Genomic DNA, 23,588 nt, shown 5'->3' with positions numbered 1-23,588 from the left:
AGCCCCGACTAACGGAGGCTAGGTTGTTTTTTTCTGCATGGCTGAAGCGAGCTTGGCCGTTCTAGGACGGCTTAACCGGCATGAGCCTGTTTCAACCGAGCCAAGAACAACTCAGCATTATGGCTCAAGGTGAGATAAGCCTCTGAAGAAATAGTCTGCTGCATGTTTTCCTTACCGAGCTGTTCCAGAAATTTTTCCAGGAACATCATCGCCTGTTTATCCGCTCCCTTATCAAGATGATGCTTAACTTGCTTCAGACTGTTGGTCAGCTGAGAAGCGAGAGGACCCGTTACATCGCCGGTTGCCTTAAATTGATCCATATAGTTCTCCAGAACCGTCATGAATCCGGGCGTGACGGTTACGCGATTGGACGCTGCGGATTGTCCGGCAGCATTCTGAGCCTTGATGTAATAGGTGTAAGCAACGCCAGGCACAGCCGTGCGGTCGTAGTACGTATGAACCTTGGCGTATCCTACATTTTCGACGATGCCGTTCGCTTCCCTGTACACATTGACCTGGGTTTCCCCGCCGTGGGAGGTCCAGATGAGTCCGACAAATGTTTCTCCCACCAGCCCGACCGTAAGGTCGGAAGGCGCGGCTGGTACGGGCATTGCGATCCGCAGCTCATCCGTCAGCGCCGTTTCGCCTCTTTCGTTGACGGCCGATAGCTTGTACTGGTAGCCTGTATGACTCACACTGATGCTGTCATCAACATAGTAGGGCAAGGTGCTGCTGGCTATCTTAGCAAAAGACTCCTCGCCATCCGCTTTTCTGTAGAGGTTATAGCTTTCCGCTCGAGTCGACGGATTCCATCGGATGGCAAAAGAGGAAGTCGAAACCTCCGCAGCCGTCAGACCCTCAGGCACCTCGGGCAGGCTCACCGGCGACTTTGTCGTCGCCAAGACGCTCTCCGAAGCCGCAGATTCTCCGCCAATTCCGGTCGCCGTCACTTTATAGCTATAGGAAGTGGAAGGGCTTACCGTTTTGTCCGTATAGACGGCGGCCGAAACCGTGCCTATTTTCATGTAGTCAGCATCCGATCCTGTCGCTCTGTAGACGCTGTAGCTTACCGCCCCCTCTACCGGCGTCCACCGCAGCTCGACGGAAAGGCTTCTTGCAGCGGCAATACTCAAATCCGACGGTGCGGAGGGCGCAGGCTGCGATGCGTCAAAGGTGAACAGCTCGACCGCAGCGGAATGAGGGGATTCTCCTCCTGCGGATAGAGCCGATACTTGATAGCGATAAGCGACTCCTTTTTCCAAGGCTGTATCGGTATAAGCTGCAGCATCGGTGCTGGCCACAACCTTAAACAAGGAGTCCTTGGATGAGGAGCGATAGATGAGATAAGCGTGTGCTCCGTTTACGGGCGACCAATTCAGCTGCACACCTGGGCCGTCTGTCAGCTGCCCGGTCAGATCTGAAGGAGCTTCAGCAGGTGGCTCAGCTTCTGGACTCACCGGCTTCAGGATTACAAAATAAGGACATTTCGACGTGTTATTGTTCGAACCCATCACCACATGGGTGCCTGCGGCGTAACGCTTTTTGTACAGCTTATACTCCACCGGCTGACTGTCCGCGATTAACTCGCCCGTATCCTCGTATTGGGCCGTAAGCCACTCGGGCTCTGTCGTAATCCTTGTATCATAGGCGACATATACATCGGCATCGGCCGCCAGATAGAAGGAGATCAAGTCATGGTTCGTCGCGCTTCTGGAGCCTACGGCCGAGCGAATCCATTCCCGGCCCTTCAAGTGTTCCGGGATCGATTCGAACCTGTAGACCTTGCTGCCGGTCATTCGATCTCCGAACACGATGTCTCCCAGCTGGAGATCCTGCTGGACGGACCAGTTAGCCGCGTTCGTGCTGCCGCTGCTGCTGTTATCGTTAATCACGACATGCCGGACCATGTCTCCGTCGATGCTTGCCACCGGTTCCGGATCAGGAGTAGGTTCCGGCTCTACAGGCGGAGGGGTGAAGGGAGGACCGGGCCACGCCGGGGGCGTCGTCGGGTATGAAGCAGGGAACCCGGGGGCCGCCAGCTCATTCAGGTAGTCCTCCAGATTCGTGTAGCCATTCCCGTTACGGTCGCCGTTTCGATCCTCCGGATCGGCCGGATTAAGTCCGTTCGCAAGCTCCCACTCATCGGGCATGCCGTCCCGGTCCTGATCGGCAGGGGCAGTGCCTTGCTTGAGGAGCGGGAAGCCGCCCAAATCCTGCTCATTGCCGATGATCACGCCTGTCTGATTCCTTACGCTGTTAATGACACGCGTATCCACCGCATCCCGCACAAGGGAAGAGCCCGCGTAATTCAAAATATGCTCATACGCTGCTTCCGGAGCTTGCGTGTGAACGAGCGGGTATTCGAAACGCTCCGGCACTACGACGCTCGGCTTCTTCGCCTCAATGATGCCGGTACCGGCATCGATGCCGTCCAGCTGACCGTTTTTGTTGCTGTCAATCCGGTTGTCTTCGAGATACACCTGATAATTCTCGTTGCCGCGGACGACGCCATACTGAGGATCGGCCGAATTTTTACCTGCGATAAAATAATTCCCAACTACGTTTCCGTATCCCTTTGTCCCGGATTCGCCGCCCGCCACATAGGGAAAGCCGCCCCAGTTGTAGACGATGTTGTTTACGAAGTCGATTTGACCTTTCGTTTTCGGATTCCGGTCGTTGTTATGGGCATAAAGATTGTGGTGCATCGTGATCGTATTCATCTCGATTAAGCCGCCCATCGAGTGCGTCAGCAGTCCTTCGGAGATGATGGACCATTGTACGGTAATATTTCGGGATCGCGGATTGTCGTAATCCTTACTTTTGATCGAAAGCACTTCATCCGTCCCCCAGGAGAACGTGGAGTGGTCGATGATGATATTTTGGCAGTCTTCAAAGTACATCGTATCGTCGTTGACGGCGGTGTCCCCCATGCGGAAACGCAGGTAGCGGATAATGATATCGCTGGAGTCGATGAACCGGATATTATTCCCCCGGATCGTTACGCCATCCCCTGGAGCCGTCTGACCTGCAATCGTGATGTGAGATTTATTCCTCACCACGATCTGGGGAATCTCGATGTCGCCCGAGATGTCAAAAACGATGGTGCGCGGTGTCTCACCGGTTGTCATTAGTGCATCATGAAAAGTACCGGGTCCCTTAAGCTCGTAGCTCGTCACATGATAAACCTCTCCGCCGCGGCCCCCGGGGGTTGCATAACCGAAGCCTTCCGCGCCGGGGAAGGCCGGGAGCATGGAATTGTCGGCCCGTGCGATCGGCGCCTGCGGGGGAAAACTAGATAGGGTCATCGCCAAGACTAACAATAAGGTCATATAATACTTCATTTGCTGCCTCCTTATAAACGGTTTTTGGAAAGAATGAAATTGAACCTTTACTGTCCACCTCCTTGTTTTTGGATGATTCGGCAATTACAAGTCCATTATAGATAGCGCTTTCAAACAGGGGCAATCAATCATTCAGCCAAGGGGCACACAAATTAAGGATTGGGCGTCAAATGTTGGATTGGTTGATGCCGCTTAGGATTGGAGTGTTGACTATAGAGGAGAGGGTTATATTCTCGCCGTGCGGTTATATAGTTCGTTATTCTATCATACGTTTTCGTATGGCTTTGCGCTAAACAGACAGAAGGAGGCGTATGTTCGTTGAGTCAATCCGCCCTGTTCGAGCATCGGTTCTGGCTTCAAATATTAGGTGATCATGGCAGGTTTATAGAAAATGCGTTGTCGCCCCGGGAAACGAAAGATATCCAATCCGCCCATTTTTTTATTCAGTCGTTCGACCGGCTTCTGCAACTGGCCCGAAATGCGCAATCTGATACGGAGACTTTACCTCTCGCTCGGGAGGCTCTATCGTTGACGAGACAATTTCGCCAATTTAAGCTGAGCCTGTTACAACGAAGTCTCCTTAAGAAAATTACCATCTCACTTCCGCCAACCTTCATTAATCACATGGTGAATGAGTTAGAGGAATATTTGCGTATCGTTACGGACCTGGCGGAAGGGAAGCCCGTTCCCCTGTTTGATGCTCTTCATCACGACTTTCTGTGGCTCCCCGATGCTGCAGGTCATGCATCTGCGATTGCCGCGGATCTTGATTTTGTGGAGAAAAGATTAATCCAGAAGAGCGAGCAGTTCGAACAGCATTTTCAACAGTTCTATATGAAAAGTATTGAAATGGCCGGATATATGCGTACACAAATGAAAGACTTCCCTGCATTCAGGAGGTTTCATCAAGAGGTCGATCTGGAGATGAAATACTTCCGGGGCTTCTTAGGCGAGCTTGAAGAGCTGGGTATCACGGCAGAGCTGCTCGGCCGCATCATGCCTCTCATTCCGGATCATATGCTAAGGGAGGAATGTTATTACTTGACGAAGCTAGGGCAGCTAGGACTAGTCCCTAGACCGGATTGCAACCCGACCAAGCCTAGAATCGAGCCATAGAAGATCCCGCCAGAGCTCTATCGTATATCCAGGCTAAGCCGAGGTTGTTCCCGAGCTGTCTGATTATATGGCTTACCCATAACTTGCGCCATCCCATTGGTAAAAAGCAAGCCTATCGACATCAAGCTCTAACCCGATTCCTATGCCGCTTGGAAGGGTAATGTTTCCGAAAGAAGGGGAGAGCGGAATAAGCTCGGCAAAAGGGTTCTCCATCGCGTCCCATTCCACAGGCTCGATCGCGTCCGCTTCCATCTTGCTCCAAGGCTCCAAACACGCTTGAGCAAAGAGCGCATACAGACGGGATAAAGCTCCATCATAGGTATGAGGCGTGACGCGAATGCCAAAAAGCCTCGACAAGCTTAATGCCTCTCTGTAACCTTCCAATCCGGATGTATGCATAGGATCTGGGGTAATGAAGTCAAGGGCATGCTCGGTGAGAAAAGGAAGAAACTTCGCCGCCGTCTCTACGTTTTCACCACCGGCCAAAGGGGCATTCAATCGGCTTCTTAAAAGCGCATAATCGGTAATGTGATCGGTCTTGAGCGGTTCCTCCAACCACAGGAGATTAGGCCAATGATCGAGCAAGGATTGCCAGCGTAAAGTAGCTGCCAGGTCGTAGCTTTGGTTTGCATCAATAGCTAATCCGATTTTCCCTTCTAACATGGCCTGAACGGAGACCATATGCTCTTGATCCTCGGTGATCGTTTTTCCGCCCACCTTGACCTTGATCCGGTCAAATCCTGAACGAATTGCTTTTTCAATATCCGAAAGTGATTTCCTTTGCCAGCTTCCATCTTCCGAATAGGATTGAAAGGATGCATAGACTGGAACCTTCTCCCGAAATTTACCGCCCCACATATCACATATGGAAACGCCCATTTTCTTGGCCATGATTTCGGTTAGGGCCATACTTACGGCTGCGGCAGAACGTGCATGCCATTTTTTTATATGCTGAACCATTTTGGCCCGATCAACAACCGGCTTGCCCATTAAATAGGGAATGATACGTTCCTGAAAGCCTTTCTGCAAGGTTGGCAGCCAATCCACGCATTCTCCCCAGCCTTCGATGCCCGAATCGGTTATGATCCGGATCAAAAAACAGGTCCGGTATGACTTCATGCCATTTGCATCTCCATATCGTTTTGAGAGACGGTGAAACAATGGAAATGTCTCAATTTTGCTTATATGCAAAGGACGCTACCTCCCGTATCTGGAATATGAACCGCGTACGTTTCCTTTTCCAAGATAGTATGGCTTACATGTTCATTTGCAATTAAGGAATAATTTTCTTATTATAATACTGAATGTATCTGTATAATAATGGAAGATACGTCGAACAACGCATTCAGGATGGACATGCCCCCTGATCTGATCAAAGCGGACGGCAGCCACATCGACGATAGAGTGAGGTAAGCGAAAATGATGATGTCTTTTTTTATTGCATTCGCAGTTTTACTAATCGGCTTATTCTGCCTGCTTTTCCCGCAAAAAAGTTGGGAATTCTTTTATCTTGGTCTTAAACCTTATAATAAAGGCATACTAAAACGGAAATGGAGCTTAATCAGCAGACTAGCAGGCGTAATATTCATAGCGCTTAGCATGTTAAGGTTCGAAGCTATTCTATGAGAATAGCAATCTATAAGAAACCCAAATGCCATTTATATGCTACTATAGGTATTGGTAATGGGTTCATATCGAAGGAGGGTATATTATGGGAACAGGCACACCAGTAACGATAACCGTGGAAACGACCGTTCATTGTCCCGTCGAGAAGGTATGGCAATATTGGACGGAGCCGAAGCATATTACACAATGGAATAACGCATCCGACGACTGGCACACGCCATACGCCGAGAATGACCTGAAGGTTGGCGGCAAATTCGTCTCTAGGATGGAAGCCAAGGACGGCAGCTTTGGATTTGATTTCGGCGGCGTATATGACGAGGTGAGTACGAACGAGAGCCTCTCCTATACGTTGGGTGACGGCAGAAAAGTGAAGATCGCCTTTATACGCCAAGGCAACGACACGCAGATCGTCGAATCGTTCGAAGCGGAAGAAACCAATGCCGTCGATATGCAGCAGGCCGGATGGCAGGCGATTTTAGACAATTTTAAAAAGTATGCGGAAATGGCAAAAGAGGAAGAATAAGTACAAGTGAGGCTGTCCAGACTATGTCAAAGGGGCTGTTAGAGGATGTCTATCACGATTAACCCGTATTTGAATTTTGACGGCAACACGAAGGAAGCGGTCCATTTTTACGAGAAAGCGCTTGGCGGGAAAATACTTGGCATCATGACATTCGGAGATATGCCGGAGGACCCGAATCATCCGTTGACCGAGGACATTAAGGCTCGCGTTATGCATGCGCACTTAAAAGTCGGCGAAGCGGATCTCATGTTCTCCGATACGTTCCCAGGCATGCCTTATGAGCCAGGCGGCGATACGGTTCAGATTTCCATCCATCCCAAGGAAGAGACAAGAGCGAGAGAAATTTTTGCAGCCTTGGAAGAGGGCGGACAAGTTGTCATGCCTCTGCAGAAGACAGATTGGAGCCCTTTATACGGAATCATAAAGGACAAGTTCGGGGTTATTTTCCAAGTGAATGTGCCTGTAGAGCATTCGCAGTAATCGTATGTAGACTTCTGTTCCATGACCAACCAAGCCTTCTGTCCCCGTACTGGGCAGGAGGCTCGGTTGGTTTGTATTGCTATTGTTCCTTGCCAACCCATAAGCTATTGTGTGAATATAGAGTCATATACACAGCAAAGAGGGTTGAGCCTAGGTGAAACGAATTTTCAAATTTCGTCCAGTGAGCATTGCCTTATTCTGGAAATATTTTGCGAGCTACTTTTTCCTTTTTATAATACCTGTTATTCTTGCAAGCGTACTTACTTATGTATATGTTGTAAAGCTCATGGAGAACGAAGCGGAAGAAGCCAACAATATAATTATGCGTAATTTTTCCGATAAGACAGACACGGTGTTTTCTTCTCTTCAGCTTAATATGATCAATCTTCTCAATAATTCCAATCTGAATCGTGCTGTCCGACAATTCGAAGAACCGGAGCGCGATCTTCCCTATTATGAGATCACACATTCCCTGATGGAACAGTTGAATACGTTCAACAGTCGAGATATCGCTTCGAATGCTTACTATTACTTCCCCAAGCATGACCTGATCATAGGTTATAACATGGAAATGGATAAAGAAGCTTTTTTTCAATCCGCGTATCGAGTGGGTGAGTCAGATTTGAAGGGGTACCTGGATACTTTTACTGGAAAAAAAATGATGCATTTCACAAAGCCGTACAGGGTGGACTATAAAACGATTTATTCGGATGCGGCCGTATCGGCAAGCTCCCATATTTCCGCTGTGATGAGTTACCCGTATAACAACCCAGAGCCGGACGTGTATTTAGTTGTCACTATGGATCGTGAAGAAATCAGCAAGCAGATCCGTATTCATGAGGAGTGGGTGATAGGAACCGCCATCGTTGATCACGCAGGGAACTTCATCAGTGAAACCGGTAAAGCAACGAGTCAGCCGCAAGAAACGTTCATTCCCTTCCATTCCGTGACCGAAGGAGAACTCTATGTAGAGATCAGCGGGAAGGCGGTATCTTTCGTGAGATCCGGATTCAACCCCTCGTGGTATTACGTCAGCATGGTAGATATGGAGACTATGCTGGAACCGGCCAATCGAATTCGTTATTTCAGCCTGCTGTTCCTTACGTTTTTCATTATTTTAGGCGGCATACTTTCCTACTATTTGAGTAAAAAGCTGTATAAGCCGATCAAGGAAATCAAAGACGGACTGAGTGCACATCATGCGACTATACTGCCAGTGCAACGGAGCGGCAACGCCTACGATTATATCAAGCAGGCCTCGACTTCGCTAATATCAAAAAATAAAGAATTAAGTGATAGAGTCAGTAGTATGATTCCGATTGTTCAAGAGGACTTTATTAGTAAGATCCTGTTGGGAGAATACAGTGACAACCTGTCTATTGAGTTGTACGCCAAGGAGATTGATTTCGATTTCGACTCGAAGCTGACTAGAACGGTAATTTGTATTCACATTCAATACTACGCTCGGGTGGTCGAAGACATCTCAGAGACATCGAAGTCATTTATGCAATTAGAGGTGAGGGAACACATCCAGAAATCCATTCCAGGCATGGTCTGGATATGTCAGACAAGAACTGATGTACTGGCGTGCATTCTGCATAAAGACACCTTCCTGCGGATGGATATACATGAAGTTACCCGCTGTTTAGAGCAAATTCTGCAGCAATTCGGCAGTTACTATAAAGCTACTATCGGCGTAGGAAAAAAGGTTCACGAAATCGGGGAGCTCCATCTGTCCTACAACACGGCTATAGCCATGCTGCAGCATAAGGGACTGAATGCAGGGGTGGAGGTTTTTCATGAAGACAGTGTCTGGGAGGATAAGACATCTATCGACGGATTTCTGTCCAATGATGAAGTGAACCGGATAATTAATCTGTACAAAATTCGCAACTATGCGGTCTTGCTGCAGTCGGTGCATGAGCTTTTGGATACGGCGCTTAGGAAGAACGCGACTGCTTATCTGGTCAAAAGTCTGTGTTCCGATGTATTGAATTCTTGGATACGAGCTGTGGAGACAGAACGCAATGATTTCAGCATCTCGTTCTACTCCGGTTTGTTTGACCAATTGAACCGTTGTGTAACGTGGGAGGAGCTTAAGCAAACCTTCGAGCATATTCATTCTATGCTGTTCCAGATGAAGCAGCCTGATGATCTGCGTGACCAACTGGCCGATATCTTGGACTATATTCATACCCACTTTGACGAGGAATTGTCTGTGGAGCGATTCGCCAGTGAATTAAACATGTCGGAAAGCCACTTCAGCAGGACATTCAAAGAAGCAGTTGGGGAGAAATATGTAGAATATATTTCGAAATACAGGCTGTCGATGGCAAAAAAGTATCTGCTTGAAACCGAAATGAAGATCGATGATATTGCCGAAAAAGTCGGTTACATGGGGAGAAATTCGCTGATCCGCCTATTTCGTAAATATGAGGGTGTAACCCCCGGGCAATATCGGTCTATGCATCAATCTTAACGAAAGCACCCGCATCCGAAGAAGCCCGACTCCACTTCTTCTGCAAGAGAAGCGGAATCGGGCTTCTTCGCCTGGCTGGTTTCCAAGCGGGTCGCCTACATTTTGATATACACCTTGCCGTCCTCTTCCGACACGTTAAAGGTTTCGACGGTTACATCGTAGGTTTTGGTACGTACCTTGCCGTCAATGACCATGCAGCCAGTTTTTATATCGAATTCCCATTGATGCCAAGGACAGCGGAGAATTTCTCCTTCCCGCTCGTATCCGAACTCCCCGGGCGCAGGGGAGTTCAGCCAGGGCCTGACGAAGCCCTCGCATAAGGGCGCGCCTTGATGCGGGCAATAATTAAGTACAGCGTATAGCTTGCCTTGCAGACGGAAGATGCCGATGCTTTTCCCGTTTATTTCGATCACTTTGCGCTCTTTTTCCGGGTAATCCGCAATTAATCCGATATAGTGTAGTGTCATGAGAGGTCACCTGATCTTTTTAATTATTTATTTTCCTTGACGAGCATGCTATAATCCGTTCAACCTCGCGTTGTGTGAACGGATGAAGGAGGAATTTTCATGCCTAACATGGATAATCAGGATATCGAGAAGCGGGAAACCGCCGTCCAGCAATTCTATATTCCAGATCCATTCGCCAGAAGCGGCGGGCTGTGGCCGCTTAATACAGGCCTTACGCGTGCGAGGCCAAGCTATCACATCGGACCGCGGTTGCTGGAATATTTCAATCTGCACTTCATCAGAGACGGACAATTGGAGATAAGCTACTCCGGACAGCATATCGTTCTGGACAAAGGTGACGTATTTGCCATGTTTCCCGGCATCGTGTACCGCTACCGAAGAGTGGGAAGCACAACTACGACTGAGCTGCAGATGACCTGGATATCGTTTGATGGTCCCCAGGCGGAGCAATTGCTGAACTGGAGCGGCTTTACGCCTGATAAGCCTTACGTGCGGCAGGTTGTGAACACAGAGCTGGAACTGGTGCTCAGGCAGCTCTATACGCGACAGCCAGTGGACGAAAGGAGGCAGGTCGAGGTCTGCTCCTTGCTCTACCGAATATTCAGTTTGATGATCCGGTCGGCTCCCCCGCTACGTTCCGCGGGGCAGGAGGTTTGGTTGACAAGATGCATGGAGTACATGCATACACACTACATGGAGAAAATTACCGTCCACGATGTCGCCGATTATGTGTCGGTGCACCGGGTGCACTTCTCCAAAGTATTCACTGAGCGGACCGGGCTAACCCCTATGAAGTACCTGCAGAAGCTGCGGATGGAGAAGGCAGCAGAACTCCTGCAGGCGGACATTCTTACAATCGAGGAGGTCGCTTTGACGTTGGGATACCCTGACCCGTATTCCTTTAATCGAGCATTCGGCAAATACTATGACATGCCCCCCGGCAAATGGAGAAGGCGCGTCTCCGACAATCCAACCTAAGCCCTCGTAGCTTGCGGATCGGTGCGCGCCGGCAGCTTGTATAGCTCTGCGGCGTTGTCGTAGAAAATCCGCTGCCGGTAATCCGGGTCCAGCTTAGGGAAGGCCAGTCGCGGCGAATCGAAATCCCAATGCGGATAATCGCTGGAGAACAGCAGCGTTTCATTCGCCCATATCGAGTCAAGCATAGGCTTGAACATTGCCGGATCGGGCGTCAGCTCGATCGGCTGCGAGGATACATACATGTTGGAGCGAAAATACTCGCTGGGCGCTTTTTTGACCCAGGGCGTCTGATAGCGGAGTCCCTTCCAATCCTGATCCAGCTTCCACAAGTACGGTCCCACCCACATGACCCCCGCTTCCTGCATAACCACCTTCAAAGTCGGAAACTTCTCGAATACCCCGTTGAAGATGAGGCTGGCCATATGTGCCATCATGACCTGCGTGCGACTTGCGCGGGATTCGATATAATAGCTGGGATAACCGGCGCCGGTAGGGGCCGGGTTGACGCCTTGGCCTTCATTGCCGATATGAATCGTGAAGACGAGCTCATGCTCGACACACGCCTCGAAGATCGGATCGTAGAGCGGGTTACCGTAAGGCTTCTCGGCGCCCCCCGGAACGAGAACCTGCACAAAACGCCGGTCGCCGCCCAACCGCTTGATCTCTTCTGCGGCCATCTGAGGATTCTGCTTGGGAATGCCGATCGACCCTTTCAGTCGGTCGTCCTGTGCAAGCCAATGGTCACGCGTATAATCGTTATAGGCCCTGCATAGAGCCTCGGCATATTTCACATCGGCAATGGTGCCTGCCGAGTAAAATTCCCCCGTTAGAATACCGTAGTCTACATGAAACGGATCCAAGTAATGCTTCTGCATATAGGAAAGTGAAGACCCAGCAGATCCGCCCTCGGGAGGAGCCGCGTCCACGCGTCTGCCCCCTTTCCCACCATTCATAAATGGATAGCTCGGAAGCAATAAGCCCCACTCATCAATCTGATCGCGATAGACTTGGGGCAAGTAAGGATAGATCGCTTGTACATTCGGTGTGTTGTGATGAATATCCACATCGATGATGGAACGTTTGTCAGCCGACATGATGTGTCGCCTCCTTCTATTTGAATGACCCCATTATACGGAACGGGCAGGCGGATAAACAATGTCAGAATGTAATGATCTTTATCAATTTGTAAGGTTTGGAGGGGAGTCTTCAATTATTCACCGTCTCGTTTTTTGCACGACGGCCGAAAATAGAGCATTGTAGCGGGTTTTACGCAAAAAAAGGTACATGGGAAAAACGCATGCTTTACGAGAAGCCTGCGATTGCGTAAGGTTAGAAATGCCTGCACCGGCTGTAACCGTAATCACAGGAATTGATTCGAGTAGGGAGTGTGAAGTGTGTTGTCAACCAAGAGCGATAGGACTGGAGCTGTAGGCCGGCACGAGGTAGCGCCAATCTCATTTTCGAAACGGTTTCCGTTTTGGGCTTATCTCATGAAGCATAAGGCTTTATATTTGCTTATGCTTCCCGGCATTTTGTATTATCTTATTTTCAAATACTTGCCGATGTATGGACTGATCATTTCGTTCCAAAACTATTCGGTCAGCAAAGGCATACTGGGGAGCAAGTTTGTCGGGCTTCAACATTTTATCGAATTTTTCTATCATACGCCGGATTCCTGGAAGCTGATCCGCAATACGATAATGCTGAATATCTACGGCCTGCTGTTTAGCTTTCCAGCACCTATCATGCTGGCTCTACTGTTTCATGAGATCAAAAACAAAAAGTTCAAGCAGTTTGTTCAAAGTATCAGCTATATGCCGCATTTCCTGTCTACGGTCATCATCGCCGGCATTCTCGTTACCTTTTTGTCGCCGACTACGGGCATTGTGAACAACCTGTTATCGAAAATATTTGACATGGAGCCGATCATGTTCCTTGGGATACCCGAGTGGTTTCGGACAATCTACGTGGGCTCGGATATCTGGCAAGGCATCGGGTGGGGCACGATCTTGTATCTGGCAGCCATCGCCGGTATCGATCCATCCTTGTATGAAGCGGCGAAAATGGATGGCGCCAACCGTTTTCAGCAAATGCGACATATTACGTTCGTCGGTATGATACCGGTCATCATTATCCTATTCGTGCTCAATCTAGGTAACTTTATGGAGACCGGCTACCAGAAAATCCTACTGCTGTATAACCCGATGACCTACGAGACATCAGATGTGATTAATACGTTTGTTTATCGGAGAGGGATCTTGAGCGCGGATTTCAGCTTCGCCTCGGCAGTCGGCTTGTTTCAATCGGCTATAGGCTTTATCCTCGTCGTAACCGCCAACCGTATTGTCAAAAAATACTCGGAGACCAGCTTGTGGTAGGAGGAACTTATGGATAACAAAAGCTTCGGCTCAAAGCTGTTTGATGCGGTTAATGTCGTGATCATGCTCCTGGTGATCGTCATCATGCTATATCCGATGATGTTCGTCCTATCAGCTTCGATCAGCGATAATGCCAAGGTGGCAAGCGGCCAAGTTCTGCTCTGGCCCAAGGGTATTACGTTCGCTGCCTATAAAAATTTTATAAGCGATAAACAGCTGTGGCTCAGCTATTGGAATACGATCCGATATACGGTTGTACATACGGTGCTCACATTGATCGCGACATCGGCGATGGCCTATCCGTTAGCCAAGCGATGGCTGAAGGGGAGAAGATGGATCCTGCTGATGGCTGCCTTTACGCTGGTATTTGGCGGAGGAATGATACCAACATTTCTGGTTGTGAAGCAGTTAAATTTGTTGAATACGATCTGGGCGATCGTCCTGCCGTCATTGATCAGCACGTGGCATCTGTTTATCATGCGCACTTTCTTTGAAGGACTGCCGGAAGAAGTAGAGGAAGCGGCGATAATAGACGGTTGCAGCTCTATGCAGGTGCTTGCGAAAATCATTATTCCATTATCCAAGCCGGTAATGATGACGATCGGATTGTTTACGGCGGTCGGCCAATGGAACGCTTTCTTCGATGCCTTGCTGTATTTGAATGACAGTAAGCTCCAGCCGTTGCAGATCATGATCCGGAGCTATCTGGTTGCGGGCAACATCCCGCAAGGTGAGGGAGACGCCGATCATGTCGAAACCTTGAAATACGCGCTGATTACGATTGCCACCTTGCCCATCTTGTGCGTATATCCGTTCATTCAGAAATATTTTGTACAAGGAAGCATGATTGGCGGAGTAAAGGGGTAGATCCTTATGAAGCGGATGAGCGGACTGCGTTTGTATCCCCTCACGTTGTTCTCTCAATTTTTCATCAGTTTCTTTATTCTTTTTCTGGTCCCTGTTATGGCGGCAAGCATATTCACCTATTTTTTCGTTGTGCAGTTGGTAGAGGTCGAGGCTGAGAAGTCGAATCAGGTGCTCCTTCGCAGCTATGCCGAAGAAACGGATGCACTGTTCTCCTCCATACAGAATCAGATGATCAACTTGCTTAATTCATCCAATATGAAAAGTGCAGCCAGGCTGGTCTCTTACGAATCCGAACAGTTCGAGTATTACGAAGAAGCGCATAGGCTGATCAACCAATTAAATACGTTGAGCACTCAGGATAGTGTGGCGGGAGCTTTTCTGTATTTCGCCCATCAGGATCTGGTGGTTAGTCAGGGAACCCACTCATCCAAGTCTGTGTTTTTCAACCAGCTCTACCAGGTAGATCCCAAGGTCCGCGAGGAGTATGAAGCCACTTTTACGGGCAAAAAAATGATGAGCTTTTCAAAGCCATATGCGGTGTACGAAAAAATAGGGTATGAGGACTCACTGAGCTCTTCCAGTCCTCATCTATCCGTCATCATGAGCTATCCGTTCAATGCGCAGGAGCCCGATGTCTACCTTGCCGTCAATCTGGATCAGAACAAGCTGGCCCAGCAGATCCGGATCCAAGAAGAATGGGTCAAAGGGACGATCGTTCTCGACCGGATGAGTACGATCATCGCCCAATCCGGGCACATCGATATGGAAGCGGCGGACTTGCTGGATATCGTCCGGGAAGAACCGGAGGGCATGACTATACTGTCCAATCAGAAGCGGGCGTTATCCGTCCTGCAATCCAGCTATAACGAGGCATGGCATTTTGTCAGCTATATCGATCTGGGCACCTTGTTAAAGCCGACACGTTCGATTCGCACATTGAGCATCTGGTTTATGGCATTTCTCCTGATTGTGGGAGCTATTGTCTCTTATACGCTGAGCCGAAGGCTCTACAAGCCGATCCGTGAGATCAAAGCCGAGAATAAGGAACTGACTGCCTTGATCAGCGGCATGGCGCCGATCGTGCAGGAGGATTTTATTGCAAAGATGCTGCTAGGCGAATACCGCGACAGCCTGTCCATCGAATATTACGCCAAGGAAATCGATTTTGACTGTCATCCGAAAATGGCCAAGACGGTTCTCTGCATCGAGATTCAGTATTATTCGGCGGTGTACGAACAATTGTCCGAAACGACCAAGTCGTTCACGGTAGCGGAACTGAAGGAACGGATTACTAAAGCCGCTCCGGGGGTTGTTTGGCTATGCCAGCCCCGGTCGGATCAACTGGCCTGTATCGTAAACCATGATGCTGTGCTGCACTTCGGTCCATCGGAGGCGGCTGGGATTGTAGAGCTGGTTCTGGCGCTGTTTAGCAACTACTTCAAGGCGACGATCGGGATCGGGAAGACTGTGAACGAGATCGGAGATTTGCATCTGTCCTATAAATCCGCGCTTGCGATGCTGCGCTATAAAAGCCTTCATCCCCGAGTTGAAATATTCAGTGAGGAAAATGCCTGGGATGACCGGATGCTGCTGGATAGCTTTCTGACCGGCGACGAGGTCAAGCGAATTTTTAATCTGTACAAAAGCGGCGAAGATAAAAAGCTGCTCTACTTGTTCTATGAGCTGCTGGATGCCGGCATGCGAAAGGAAGCTAGCGCCTATCAAGTGAAAACGATATGTGCCGACGTACTGAATACCTGGATCCGCGCGCTGGAAAAGGATCGCAATGATTTAAATATCCCCTTTTACTCCGAGTTATACGAAAAGTTGAACCGCTGCGTCACCTGGGATGAAATCAAGCTGTGCTTTCACGATATTCACTTTCTATTGTTCCGCAGGGACATGCCGCGTGACCCGAGCCGGCAAATTGCCGATATTCTCGACTACATCCACCAACACTTTGCCGGCGATCATTCGATCGAACAGTTGGCGGAACGGGCGAATATGTCGGTCAGCCATTTCAGCCGCACCTTCAAGGAAGAGGTTGGCGAGAAGTACGTCGAGTATGTGGCTAAATACCGGCTGGCCAAGGCCAAGGAACTGTTGTTGTCTACGAATATGAAGATTGACGATGTTGCCGAGAACGTCGGTTACATGGGTCGCAACTCATTTATCCGGATATTTCGCAAGTACGAAGGGATTACCCCAGGCAGATACAGGCAGCTGCATCAGAGAGCATAAATCAAGTCAGGAAGTGCCAAAGTCGCCGTTCTTGCAGAAGTCTCATGTTTTGCTCACGAGATTCCGGCTAATAGTCAGATCGCAAAACGTGCATCATCCGCGAAAATTCCGCGCTTTACAACGCGGTGCGGGCCCATGTATCTTAAGGGGGCAGCACTGGTGCAGAGTGTGTAGATGCTTGAAAAGGTTTACAAGGGGAAAGGAATTAAACGCACTAAGAAGAAATAAGGGAGGCTGAAACATTTGAAAAAGAGAAGTTTGGCTGCTGCAACGGCGGCATCCGTTTTATTGGGCGGGATTCTGGCAGGTTGTAGCGAGGGAGGACAAACGGATGGAGGAAGCAGCGCATCTCCGTCAGGGGGCGAATCGCCGAAACCGATCACATTTACCTGGATGTTAGCCAACCGTTCGGAGGGTCCCGTCAAGCAGGACTGGGAGATTTTCAAGGAAATCGAAAAGAAAACAGGTGTCAAGATCGAGTTTCAGGGAGTTGACGCAGCCGGTGCAACCGAGAAGAAAAATATCATGATCGCGACGAATACGGTCACTGATTTCCTGGAAATCGGAAATCACGAGGGTAGAACATACGGACCGGAGAACGTATTTCTTAACCTTAAAGAGTACTTGGACATCGCCCCGAATATTAAAAAGTTCTTCGATGACAATCCGGAAGCCAAAGCTTTGGCTACGGCAAGCGACGGAGGATACTATACGATCCCACGTGTCGAAAGCTTGCCCGACAGCAAAGGATTCGACTTCGCCTGGCTGTACAGGAAGGACCTGGCGGATAAGTACGGCTTGAAGCCGCCAACCACGGTAGATGAATTCTATCAATTCTTAAAAGGCTTCAAACAAAACGATCCGAATTTGATTCCGCTTACCTTCAACGTGCCATTGGTAGGAAAAGAAGGAGCATACGGCAACTTCTCCCGTATGTTTACGGGAATCACAGGCTTTATTGAGCAAACTCCGGACGATGAGCAGTACACCTTTGCCCCGTATCATAAAGGGTTCAAGGATATGCTGTTGTTTATGAATAAGCTATACGCGGAAAAATTGCTCGATACGGAATATCCTTTGTTAACCACAGATCAATTCAGAGCCCGAATTACAGGCGGCAAATCTGCGGTCACCTACACGTGGAAATCAAACATTGAGAACTATGCTAAAATTGCACAATCTGCCGGTATTAAAGACATGGACCTAGATGCTTTTCCGCTGATTGCAGCGGATGGTGTGAAAAAGTATCAATTTTCGCGGAACAAGTTCGGCGATGTAGGGCTTGCCATCTCGGCGAATGTGAAGGATAAGAAAGCAGCGGTTAAATACCTCGATTTCCTGATTGGAGAGGAGGGAGCAACGTACTTGTCGCTCGGTATTCTGGATAAGTCTTATAAAGTGGTTGACGGCAAGAAACGATATAACGAAGAGTTTGGCTTTACACCTTATACACCGCTGCGCCGGGATTACGGCGTATGGTATCCCGGAATCGCTACCAACTTCGGGATCGCGCGTGAGGCATGGGAGAACGGACTGGACGAAAAATCGAAGGCGGTTAACATCGCTTATGAGAAATTCATCGTGCCCGCTCCGAAAGCAATCGCCAAAACGACCGAGGAGCTGGAGTTGGAGAAATCGAAGCGCGCGAATCTGGATAAATATTTGGAGCAAAGAGTTACTGAATTCGTCGTGGGTAAAGCACCGATCAATGATCAAACGCTCAAAGATCTAATCGATCAAAGCAAGAAGCTCGGCGTCGATGAGTTATTGAACATGTATAACAAAGCGTACAAACGTACCTACGGAGGCAATTAGAGAGTATTGGAAGGTTGGCTTAATAAAACCGTCAAGAATGGTTTTATTAAGCCCTCTTTCACTTGCTCTAGGATCTTCTGTGCTTCAGCAGCGCGGAAGGCGGCTCTCCCGTCACCTTCTTGAACACCCGGTTGAAATAGGCAGGCTCGCAGAATCCGAGATAATCGGAGATTTCGGCGATCTTCATGTCCGAGCGCAACAGCAACTCACGCGCAACCGCAACACGGTGTTGATGCAAGTATTCGATCGGGCTTTGTCCGGTCACTTCCTTGAAGATGTTCGAGACATAATTGGGGGTCAGATTTACGAGCTCAGCCAATTGGCCGATTTTGATGTCTTCCTTGAAGCGGGACTGGATATACTCCTCGATTTCGGAAACAATAAGCCGTTTGTGCGCCGGAATATCCTGCTGTCCGAGCTCCAACAGCAGGGAGCCGTACAATTCTATGACCATGCCTTGGCATGTAAATTCATACAATGGCGATTTGGCGATCCAATGCTGGTAAAGCAGGCTGAAGCGTTTACGGAAATAATCGAACTTGCGTGTCGCCCAAGACAAATCATTTTTAGACAATAGCTGCAGAACCGTTCAAGCCATGCTGTATTATTCATGGAGCTGTTCCATCGGGCTATCTATAATACAGGGGAGTCGATAGATATCAAGCACAAGAAAGGGGCAGAGAAGAACATGGATCAACCGATCAGTGATGGACAAGGCAGTTACCGGCGGCAGCATGGAGGCCGGCAACAAGAGGATCAACTGCATACGGATGTGCTGGTTGTAGGCGGGGGAACAGCCGGCGTGACGGCGGCTATCTCAGCTGCAGAAGAAGGAGCCTCCGTTGTGCTGATCGAACGCGACAGCGGATTGGGCGGCGTCGGTATACGCGCAGGGGTGCATACCTATTATCTTGGCACGAAAGGAGGTATACAAGACCAGTTGGATCAACGCGTGCTTTCCTTGAATCAGCAGATGGGGAGCGCCTCCAAGGGGTTTACCCCGGAATCCAAGGGCCTTGCGATCTCAGCACGCATCCAAGAGCTGGGTATCCTCGTGATCTATGAGTCGATCGTTTCGGAAGTGATCATGGAAAATAATCAGGTATGCGGAGCCATCGTCGAAAGCGGACGTGGGACGATTCGGATCGAGTCGGCCATCCTGATCGACTCGACGGCTGACGGCGACATCTCGTATTTGGCTGGGGCTGAGTACACGCTTGGCAGAGAGTGGGATGGCGCTCTCCATAACTTCTCCCTTGTACCCCGGACCGTGGACGCCAAAAATCAGCTTCGCTGCAAAAATTTTGACATCGGCTGGGTTGATGTAACCGATCCGGCTGATATCTCCCGTGCCTACCGCGCCGGGCGCCGACATGCATGGCGTGGCGGAGAGAATCCGTTGAACATGCATTATACCGTGATCGGTCCTCAGCTAGGATTGCGCGAGGGACGGCTGATCCAGGGTGAGCACATATTGAACCAGCATGATTTTCTTGTGGATAGGCGCTTCGAGGATGTCGTTATGCGATGCTTCGCCCATCATGAGAACCATGCGTTTGATTATGCTAACGAGAGCGAATGGTCCCAGATCTGGGTTGCGATGCTTGGCATGTGGCGCTTCGGCTTCGGCGGAGACGTTCCGTACCGCTGCTTTGTCCCGAAGGAAATCGACGGTCTGCTGATCGGCTGCCGAGCCTTCTCTCAAGATCATGACACTGCGATGATGCTCAGGATGCAGCGTGATTTGCACAAGATTGGCGAGGTAGTCGGGACGGCGGCGGCATTAAGCGTCAAACATGGTGTTATTCCGCGACATATTCCCGTTGCCGAACTGCAGCAGCGGCTGCTATCCAGGGGAGTGCTGAAAGAGGATGAAATCTCGGGTGACAGCAAGCCTTGGGTAACCCTAGAGGGAGAATCCACAGAAAATATGTCACGCCTTCTGAAGGAAGGAGCGACTGCAGCAGAAGTGGAGAAGCTTATCGGCTATCTGGGCGGTGATGAAGAATCTGCTGCCTTGTGGTGGCTATGGACACTCGGCGATGCATGCGTGCCGGTCCTGCTTGAGGCCTTGTCGCAGACCGAGGGCAGACATCAGCGTGGAATCGCTTTCGCGCTGGGGCTTCTTGGCCAAGAAGCTGCCGTGCCGGTTCTGGCGGCTATATTCCGCAGCCGGGATGCGGATCGGCCTAATACGCTGACACGTACCGAGGAAAGCTGGGTATCCGCTCTGGTTTTGCTGAAGAATATGAAAAATTCCACCGTAGCTACTGACGTAATAGAGCTGCTGCGTACTGAAAAACGGAGTGCGACGCTGCTGTTTATGCTTCATTATCTGATCTCGGTAGCCGATCAGCTATCCGGTTCGATGCAAGCGGAAACGAGGGAAGCGGTAGAAGTTATGCTCGCCGATCCCGAGCTAGGGAATGATTTCGTGCTTCACCATTCGGGGGAAGAGCTGCCTGCTTTACCTGATACCCGCTCCATGCGCTGGGGGATTGAACTTGCGGCCGCCTACGTACTGGAACTGGTCGGAGGCAAGGGGCGCAGAATCTTCAATGGTTACCGGCAGGATCATAGGGGCTATGCCAGGGTGGCGGCCAACAAGTTGTCAGAGCGATTAACTGCATGGAAGGGAGTGTAGACGGCATGACTGTAGAATTGAACAGGGACAGAAGCAAGGCTAATATTCCGCATTGGGGACATTATGACGCCGTTGTGATCGGCGGAGGCATCTCAGGGGTGGCGGCCGCCAGAGTACTGGCTGGACAAGGCCGTCGCGTCCTGCTGATCGAGCCGACCGGCGTATTAGGCCGGGAAATAGTGCGCGCCTGCAACAGCTTTGTCAGGCTTGATCAATATGCTAAGTATTCGAAAGCCGTGCAGGAGTTTTATGAATGCTTGCAGGAGCGCCAGGGCTGGTTCAACGGTCAGGTAGATCCTGCAGTCGCCGGAGTTGCTTTCGATGACATGATGGAGCGGCACGGGGTGGAGGTTTTGTTCCATATATGGCCATCGCGTCTGCTTAGAGAGAATAACCGCGTCATCGGACTGGAAGTGATTTACGGCTCGGGCCGGGCTATGTTGGATACGAACTGTGTAATCGATGCGTCAGCCCACGGCAAGATCGCTGCGGCTACGTTTGAGCCGGCTCCTTCTGGGAGGGCGTTATCAATGGCGCGCTTTATCTACAATGGCGTACAAGGAGAATGTCCGGATGAGACGGCACTGAGTTTGCCCGTTGCCGGTGAAGTGAAAGTAACCTGCCGGCCAGCCTACTGGAAGGGCGAATGGCGTGTTACGCTTGAGGCGGCTAGGGAGCGAAATCGGGCCGAATGGCTGGTAGTGATGGATGAGGCCTTAAACTCCTTATGTGAACGGGTTCCAGCTTTACAAACCGGAGTGCTAGCCCATCTTGCTGATGATGTGTGGGGAGAGCCGGACATGGTCATCTCAACCGGATCTGATGACAAACAGGTTGCCGGTCATGTCATCTCCCTCAACGAGGCGTCGGCGGAATCCGAAGCTTTGCCCGTAGCGCCGATTCCAGAGGGATTGCTCTGCAATCGGCGAATTGCAGACGGTTTGTTCATGGCCGGGCCATGGGTCCAGCACTATCCTTTTGATGGTCACGATGAGGAGCTAGCCATCGTCAATGCATTTCTTCTGGGTAACTTGGTTGGAGACTTGGCTGCTCAGCCATCCTCTTCCAAGGGGTAAAGGGGAGCGGCAACTGATGCTGCTGATTTGAGTGATTCTTAACTGCGATTAATGGTAGAAAGCGAAAATCCAAGAAAGCCCCTCATCCTGATTGACAGGTTGCGGGGCTATGCTCTTGATGAAATGGGTTTAAAGGACTATGCCTATCTTGCCGTTATCAACTTGAACTTTATAGCTCCTCGTTCGGACTTTGTCGCTGAACACCGATTTGCCGGTTTTGATCTCGAACTCCCAACCGTGCCAAGGACAGCGGACGAGCTCGCCCTTGCGGCCGAATTCGTATTCGTACACGTTGGAGGGCATTGTTGTTCCGCATACGGGGCCTTTGCAAAGCTGGGCGCCTTCGTGCGGACAACGGTTATGAAGCGCGTAGTAGTCGTCGCCGATCCGGTATATGCCGATCGATCGACCTTCCAGTTCGACAATCTTGCTTTTCCCTTCTTCAATTTCTTTCGTATGCGCAACATAGTGAATGCTCATGCTGTGTCCTCCGTTCTATAATCGGTACAACGCTTTGGCGTTGCCGTAAAATATTTTGTGTCGTACTTCCGGGGAAAGCCGCTTCAAGATTTCGGTGGGGATATCGTTATCCCAATGTGGGTAGTCGCTGGAGAACATCAGGAAGTTCTCGGCATCGATCATATCGAAGATCGAAATCAGCTGCTTCGGATCTTCCGGCTCTTCTATAGGCTGTGTGGAGAATAGGCAATGGTCGCGAATATATTCGCTCGGCATACGCTTCAACCATGGTACGGAAGAGCGGAGTCCTTTATAGTTCTTATCCAGCCGCCACATCAGATGCGGAAGCCAGGCAATACCGCCCTCCAGCATGACGAATTTGAGATTCGGGAATTTCTCGAACACGCCTTCGCAGACGAGGCTGACCAGATGCGCCATGTAGTTCTGCGATAGACATGTATGCCATTCCAGATACCGTGTCGGATAGCCGGACGGTGTCGGAGGCGGCGTGCCACCAGCGCCTTCCGCTCCAGGGTGGATCGCAACAGGCAAGCCGTGCCGCTCCGCCGCCTCATAGATCGGGTGGAACTGGCGCTGGCCGAGCGGAGCGCGCTGCGCGCTGCTCATAATCACTTGCACCATCCCTTCCGCGCCGGCCAGCCGGTCAATCTCGCGAGCGGCCAGATACGGGTCCTGCGAAGCGACCAGGATGGAGCCGCGGAACGAAGGATGCTTTGGAAGCCACTCGGCCATGGTGCAGTCATTATAAGCCGAGGCAATAGCCGCCGCAAAATCCGGATCATGCATGACCGAGATCCCGATATGAGTGCCTGTCAGAATGGCATACTCCATATTAAACGGTTCGATGAGGTCCTTGACCAGATAATCCGGATCGGAGGCGGCTGGGCCTCCGCCCGGTGGAAGGCAGTCCTGACGGTGAACGCCAACAGGAGACGAGTAGCCGAGGCTCGGCATCCCGATGCCTGAACGGGCAACCTGGGATTTCCATGGCTCCGGCAGATAGGGAACAAGCTGACGATCGCTTTTCAACGCATTGTGTAAATCGGTATCAATCACTTTCAGTTCTTTATCCAGCAT

18 protein-coding genes are annotated in these 23,588 nt (G+C 50.2%); 11 read left to right on the top strand and 7 right to left on the bottom strand.

The features are described 5' to 3' along the window. Positions 1 to 71: 71 nt before the first annotated feature. A complete protein-coding gene (locus GSF01_RS07350; RefSeq protein WP_159882416.1) occupies positions 72 to 3,341 on the bottom strand; it encodes an FIMAH domain-containing protein in 3,270 nt (1,089 codons plus the stop codon). Between the two features lie 318 nt (positions 3,342 to 3,659). Between GSF01_RS07350 and GSF01_RS07345 the strand changes: the two genes are divergently transcribed. Then, positions 3,660 to 4,457 (top strand): DUF2935 domain-containing protein, encoded by a 798-nt coding sequence (locus tag GSF01_RS07345; protein ID WP_159882414.1) that lies wholly within the window; start codon positions 3,660 to 3,662, stop codon positions 4,455 to 4,457. Positions 4,458 to 4,529: 72 nt separating this feature from the next. Here the strand turns inward: GSF01_RS07345 and GSF01_RS07340 are convergent, their stop codons facing one another. Next, complete coding sequence (locus tag GSF01_RS07340) at positions 4,530 to 5,648, bottom strand: mandelate racemase/muconate lactonizing enzyme family protein (protein ID WP_159882412.1); 1,119 nt, start codon at positions 5,646 to 5,648, stop codon at positions 4,530 to 4,532. A gap of 520 nt (positions 5,649 to 6,168) precedes the next feature. On the opposite strand from GSF01_RS07340, the gene GSF01_RS07335 reads away from it, so the two are divergent. The 3 genes from GSF01_RS07335 (at position 6,169) to GSF01_RS07325 (ending at position 9,565) form a co-directional block, all read left to right on the top strand. After that, positions 6,169 to 6,606, top strand: coding sequence for an SRPBCC family protein (locus GSF01_RS07335; protein WP_159882410.1), 438 nt, complete (start codon positions 6,169 to 6,171; stop codon positions 6,604 to 6,606). A gap of 45 nt (positions 6,607 to 6,651) precedes the next feature. Continuing rightward, positions 6,652 to 7,086, top strand: coding sequence for a VOC family protein (locus tag GSF01_RS07330; protein WP_159882408.1), 435 nt, complete (start codon positions 6,652 to 6,654; stop codon positions 7,084 to 7,086). A gap of 154 nt (positions 7,087 to 7,240) precedes the next feature. Next, entirely contained in the window at positions 7,241 to 9,565 is a 2,325-nt protein-coding gene (locus tag GSF01_RS07325; RefSeq protein WP_159882406.1) for a helix-turn-helix domain-containing protein, read from the top strand. Positions 9,566 to 9,660: 95 nt separating this feature from the next. On the opposite strand, the gene GSF01_RS07320 is transcribed toward GSF01_RS07325, so the two are convergent. Next, entirely contained in the window at positions 9,661 to 10,032 is a 372-nt protein-coding gene (locus GSF01_RS07320; RefSeq protein ID WP_159882404.1) for a Rieske (2Fe-2S) protein, read from the bottom strand. A 99-nt stretch (positions 10,033 to 10,131) separates the two neighbouring features. On the opposite strand from GSF01_RS07320, the gene GSF01_RS07315 reads away from it, so the two are divergent. Further along, positions 10,132 to 11,010: a helix-turn-helix transcriptional regulator gene (locus tag GSF01_RS07315; protein WP_159882402.1), complete on the top strand. Its 879-nt coding sequence runs from the start codon at positions 10,132 to 10,134 to the stop codon at positions 11,008 to 11,010. Here the strand turns inward: GSF01_RS07315 and GSF01_RS07310 are convergent. After that, a complete protein-coding gene (locus tag GSF01_RS07310) occupies positions 11,007 to 12,104 on the bottom strand; it encodes an amidohydrolase family protein (RefSeq protein WP_159882400.1) in 1,098 nt (365 codons plus the stop codon). The genes GSF01_RS07315 and GSF01_RS07310 overlap by 4 nt on opposite strands. 396 nt (positions 12,105 to 12,500) lie before the next feature. Here GSF01_RS07310 and GSF01_RS07305 point away from each other — a divergent pair, with 396 nt between their 5' ends. The 4 genes from GSF01_RS07305 (at position 12,501) to GSF01_RS07290 (ending at position 18,311) form a co-directional block, all read left to right on the top strand. Next, complete coding sequence (locus GSF01_RS07305) at positions 12,501 to 13,388, top strand: ABC transporter permease (protein ID WP_159882398.1); 888 nt, start codon at positions 12,501 to 12,503, stop codon at positions 13,386 to 13,388. Positions 13,389 to 13,397: 9 nt separating this feature from the next. Continuing rightward, a complete protein-coding gene (locus GSF01_RS07300) occupies positions 13,398 to 14,255 on the top strand; it encodes a carbohydrate ABC transporter permease (protein ID WP_159882396.1) in 858 nt (285 codons plus the stop codon). A gap of 6 nt (positions 14,256 to 14,261) precedes the next feature. Continuing rightward, positions 14,262 to 16,496, top strand: a complete 2,235-nt coding sequence (locus GSF01_RS07295) for a helix-turn-helix domain-containing protein (RefSeq protein WP_159882394.1) — start codon at positions 14,262 to 14,264, stop codon at positions 16,494 to 16,496. A gap of 243 nt (positions 16,497 to 16,739) precedes the next feature. After that, positions 16,740 to 18,311, top strand: a complete 1,572-nt coding sequence (locus GSF01_RS07290; protein ID WP_159882392.1) for an extracellular solute-binding protein — start codon at positions 16,740 to 16,742, stop codon at positions 18,309 to 18,311. Positions 18,312 to 18,378: 67 nt separating this feature from the next. Here GSF01_RS07290 and GSF01_RS07285 read toward each other — a convergent pair whose 3' ends face one another. Then, the gene (locus tag GSF01_RS07285; RefSeq protein ID WP_159882390.1) at positions 18,379 to 18,885 is read right to left on the bottom strand and encodes a helix-turn-helix domain-containing protein; all 507 of its coding nucleotides are present in this window, start codon (positions 18,883 to 18,885) and stop codon (positions 18,379 to 18,381) included. 114 nt (positions 18,886 to 18,999) lie between these two features. Between GSF01_RS07285 and GSF01_RS07280 the strand changes: the two genes are divergently transcribed. Both GSF01_RS07280 and GSF01_RS07275 read left to right on the top strand, forming a co-directional pair. Further along, entirely contained in the window at positions 19,000 to 20,955 is a 1,956-nt protein-coding gene (locus GSF01_RS07280) for an FAD-dependent oxidoreductase (protein ID WP_159882388.1), read from the top strand. Between the two features lie 5 nt (positions 20,956 to 20,960). Further along, positions 20,961 to 22,031, top strand: a complete 1,071-nt coding sequence (locus tag GSF01_RS07275) for an FAD-dependent oxidoreductase (protein ID WP_159882386.1) — start codon at positions 20,961 to 20,963, stop codon at positions 22,029 to 22,031. A 129-nt stretch (positions 22,032 to 22,160) separates the two neighbouring features. Here GSF01_RS07275 and GSF01_RS07270 read toward each other — a convergent pair whose 3' ends face one another. Together GSF01_RS07270 and GSF01_RS07265 are read right to left on the bottom strand one after the other, a co-directional pair. Next, complete coding sequence (locus tag GSF01_RS07270) at positions 22,161 to 22,511, bottom strand: Rieske (2Fe-2S) protein (RefSeq protein WP_159882384.1); 351 nt, start codon at positions 22,509 to 22,511, stop codon at positions 22,161 to 22,163. 15 nt (positions 22,512 to 22,526) lie between these two features. Then, positions 22,527 to 23,588 (bottom strand): amidohydrolase family protein, encoded by a 1,062-nt coding sequence (locus GSF01_RS07265; protein ID WP_159882382.1) that lies wholly within the window; start codon positions 23,586 to 23,588, stop codon positions 22,527 to 22,529.

This window comes from Paenibacillus puerhi, from assembly GCF_009846885.1.
GTDB classification, from domain to species: Bacteria; Bacillota; Bacilli; order Paenibacillales; family NBRC-103111; genus Paenibacillus_G; species Paenibacillus_G puerhi.
Note: the sequence above shows the minus strand (reverse complement) of the source record. Positions and strands in the feature narration are given on the sequence as shown.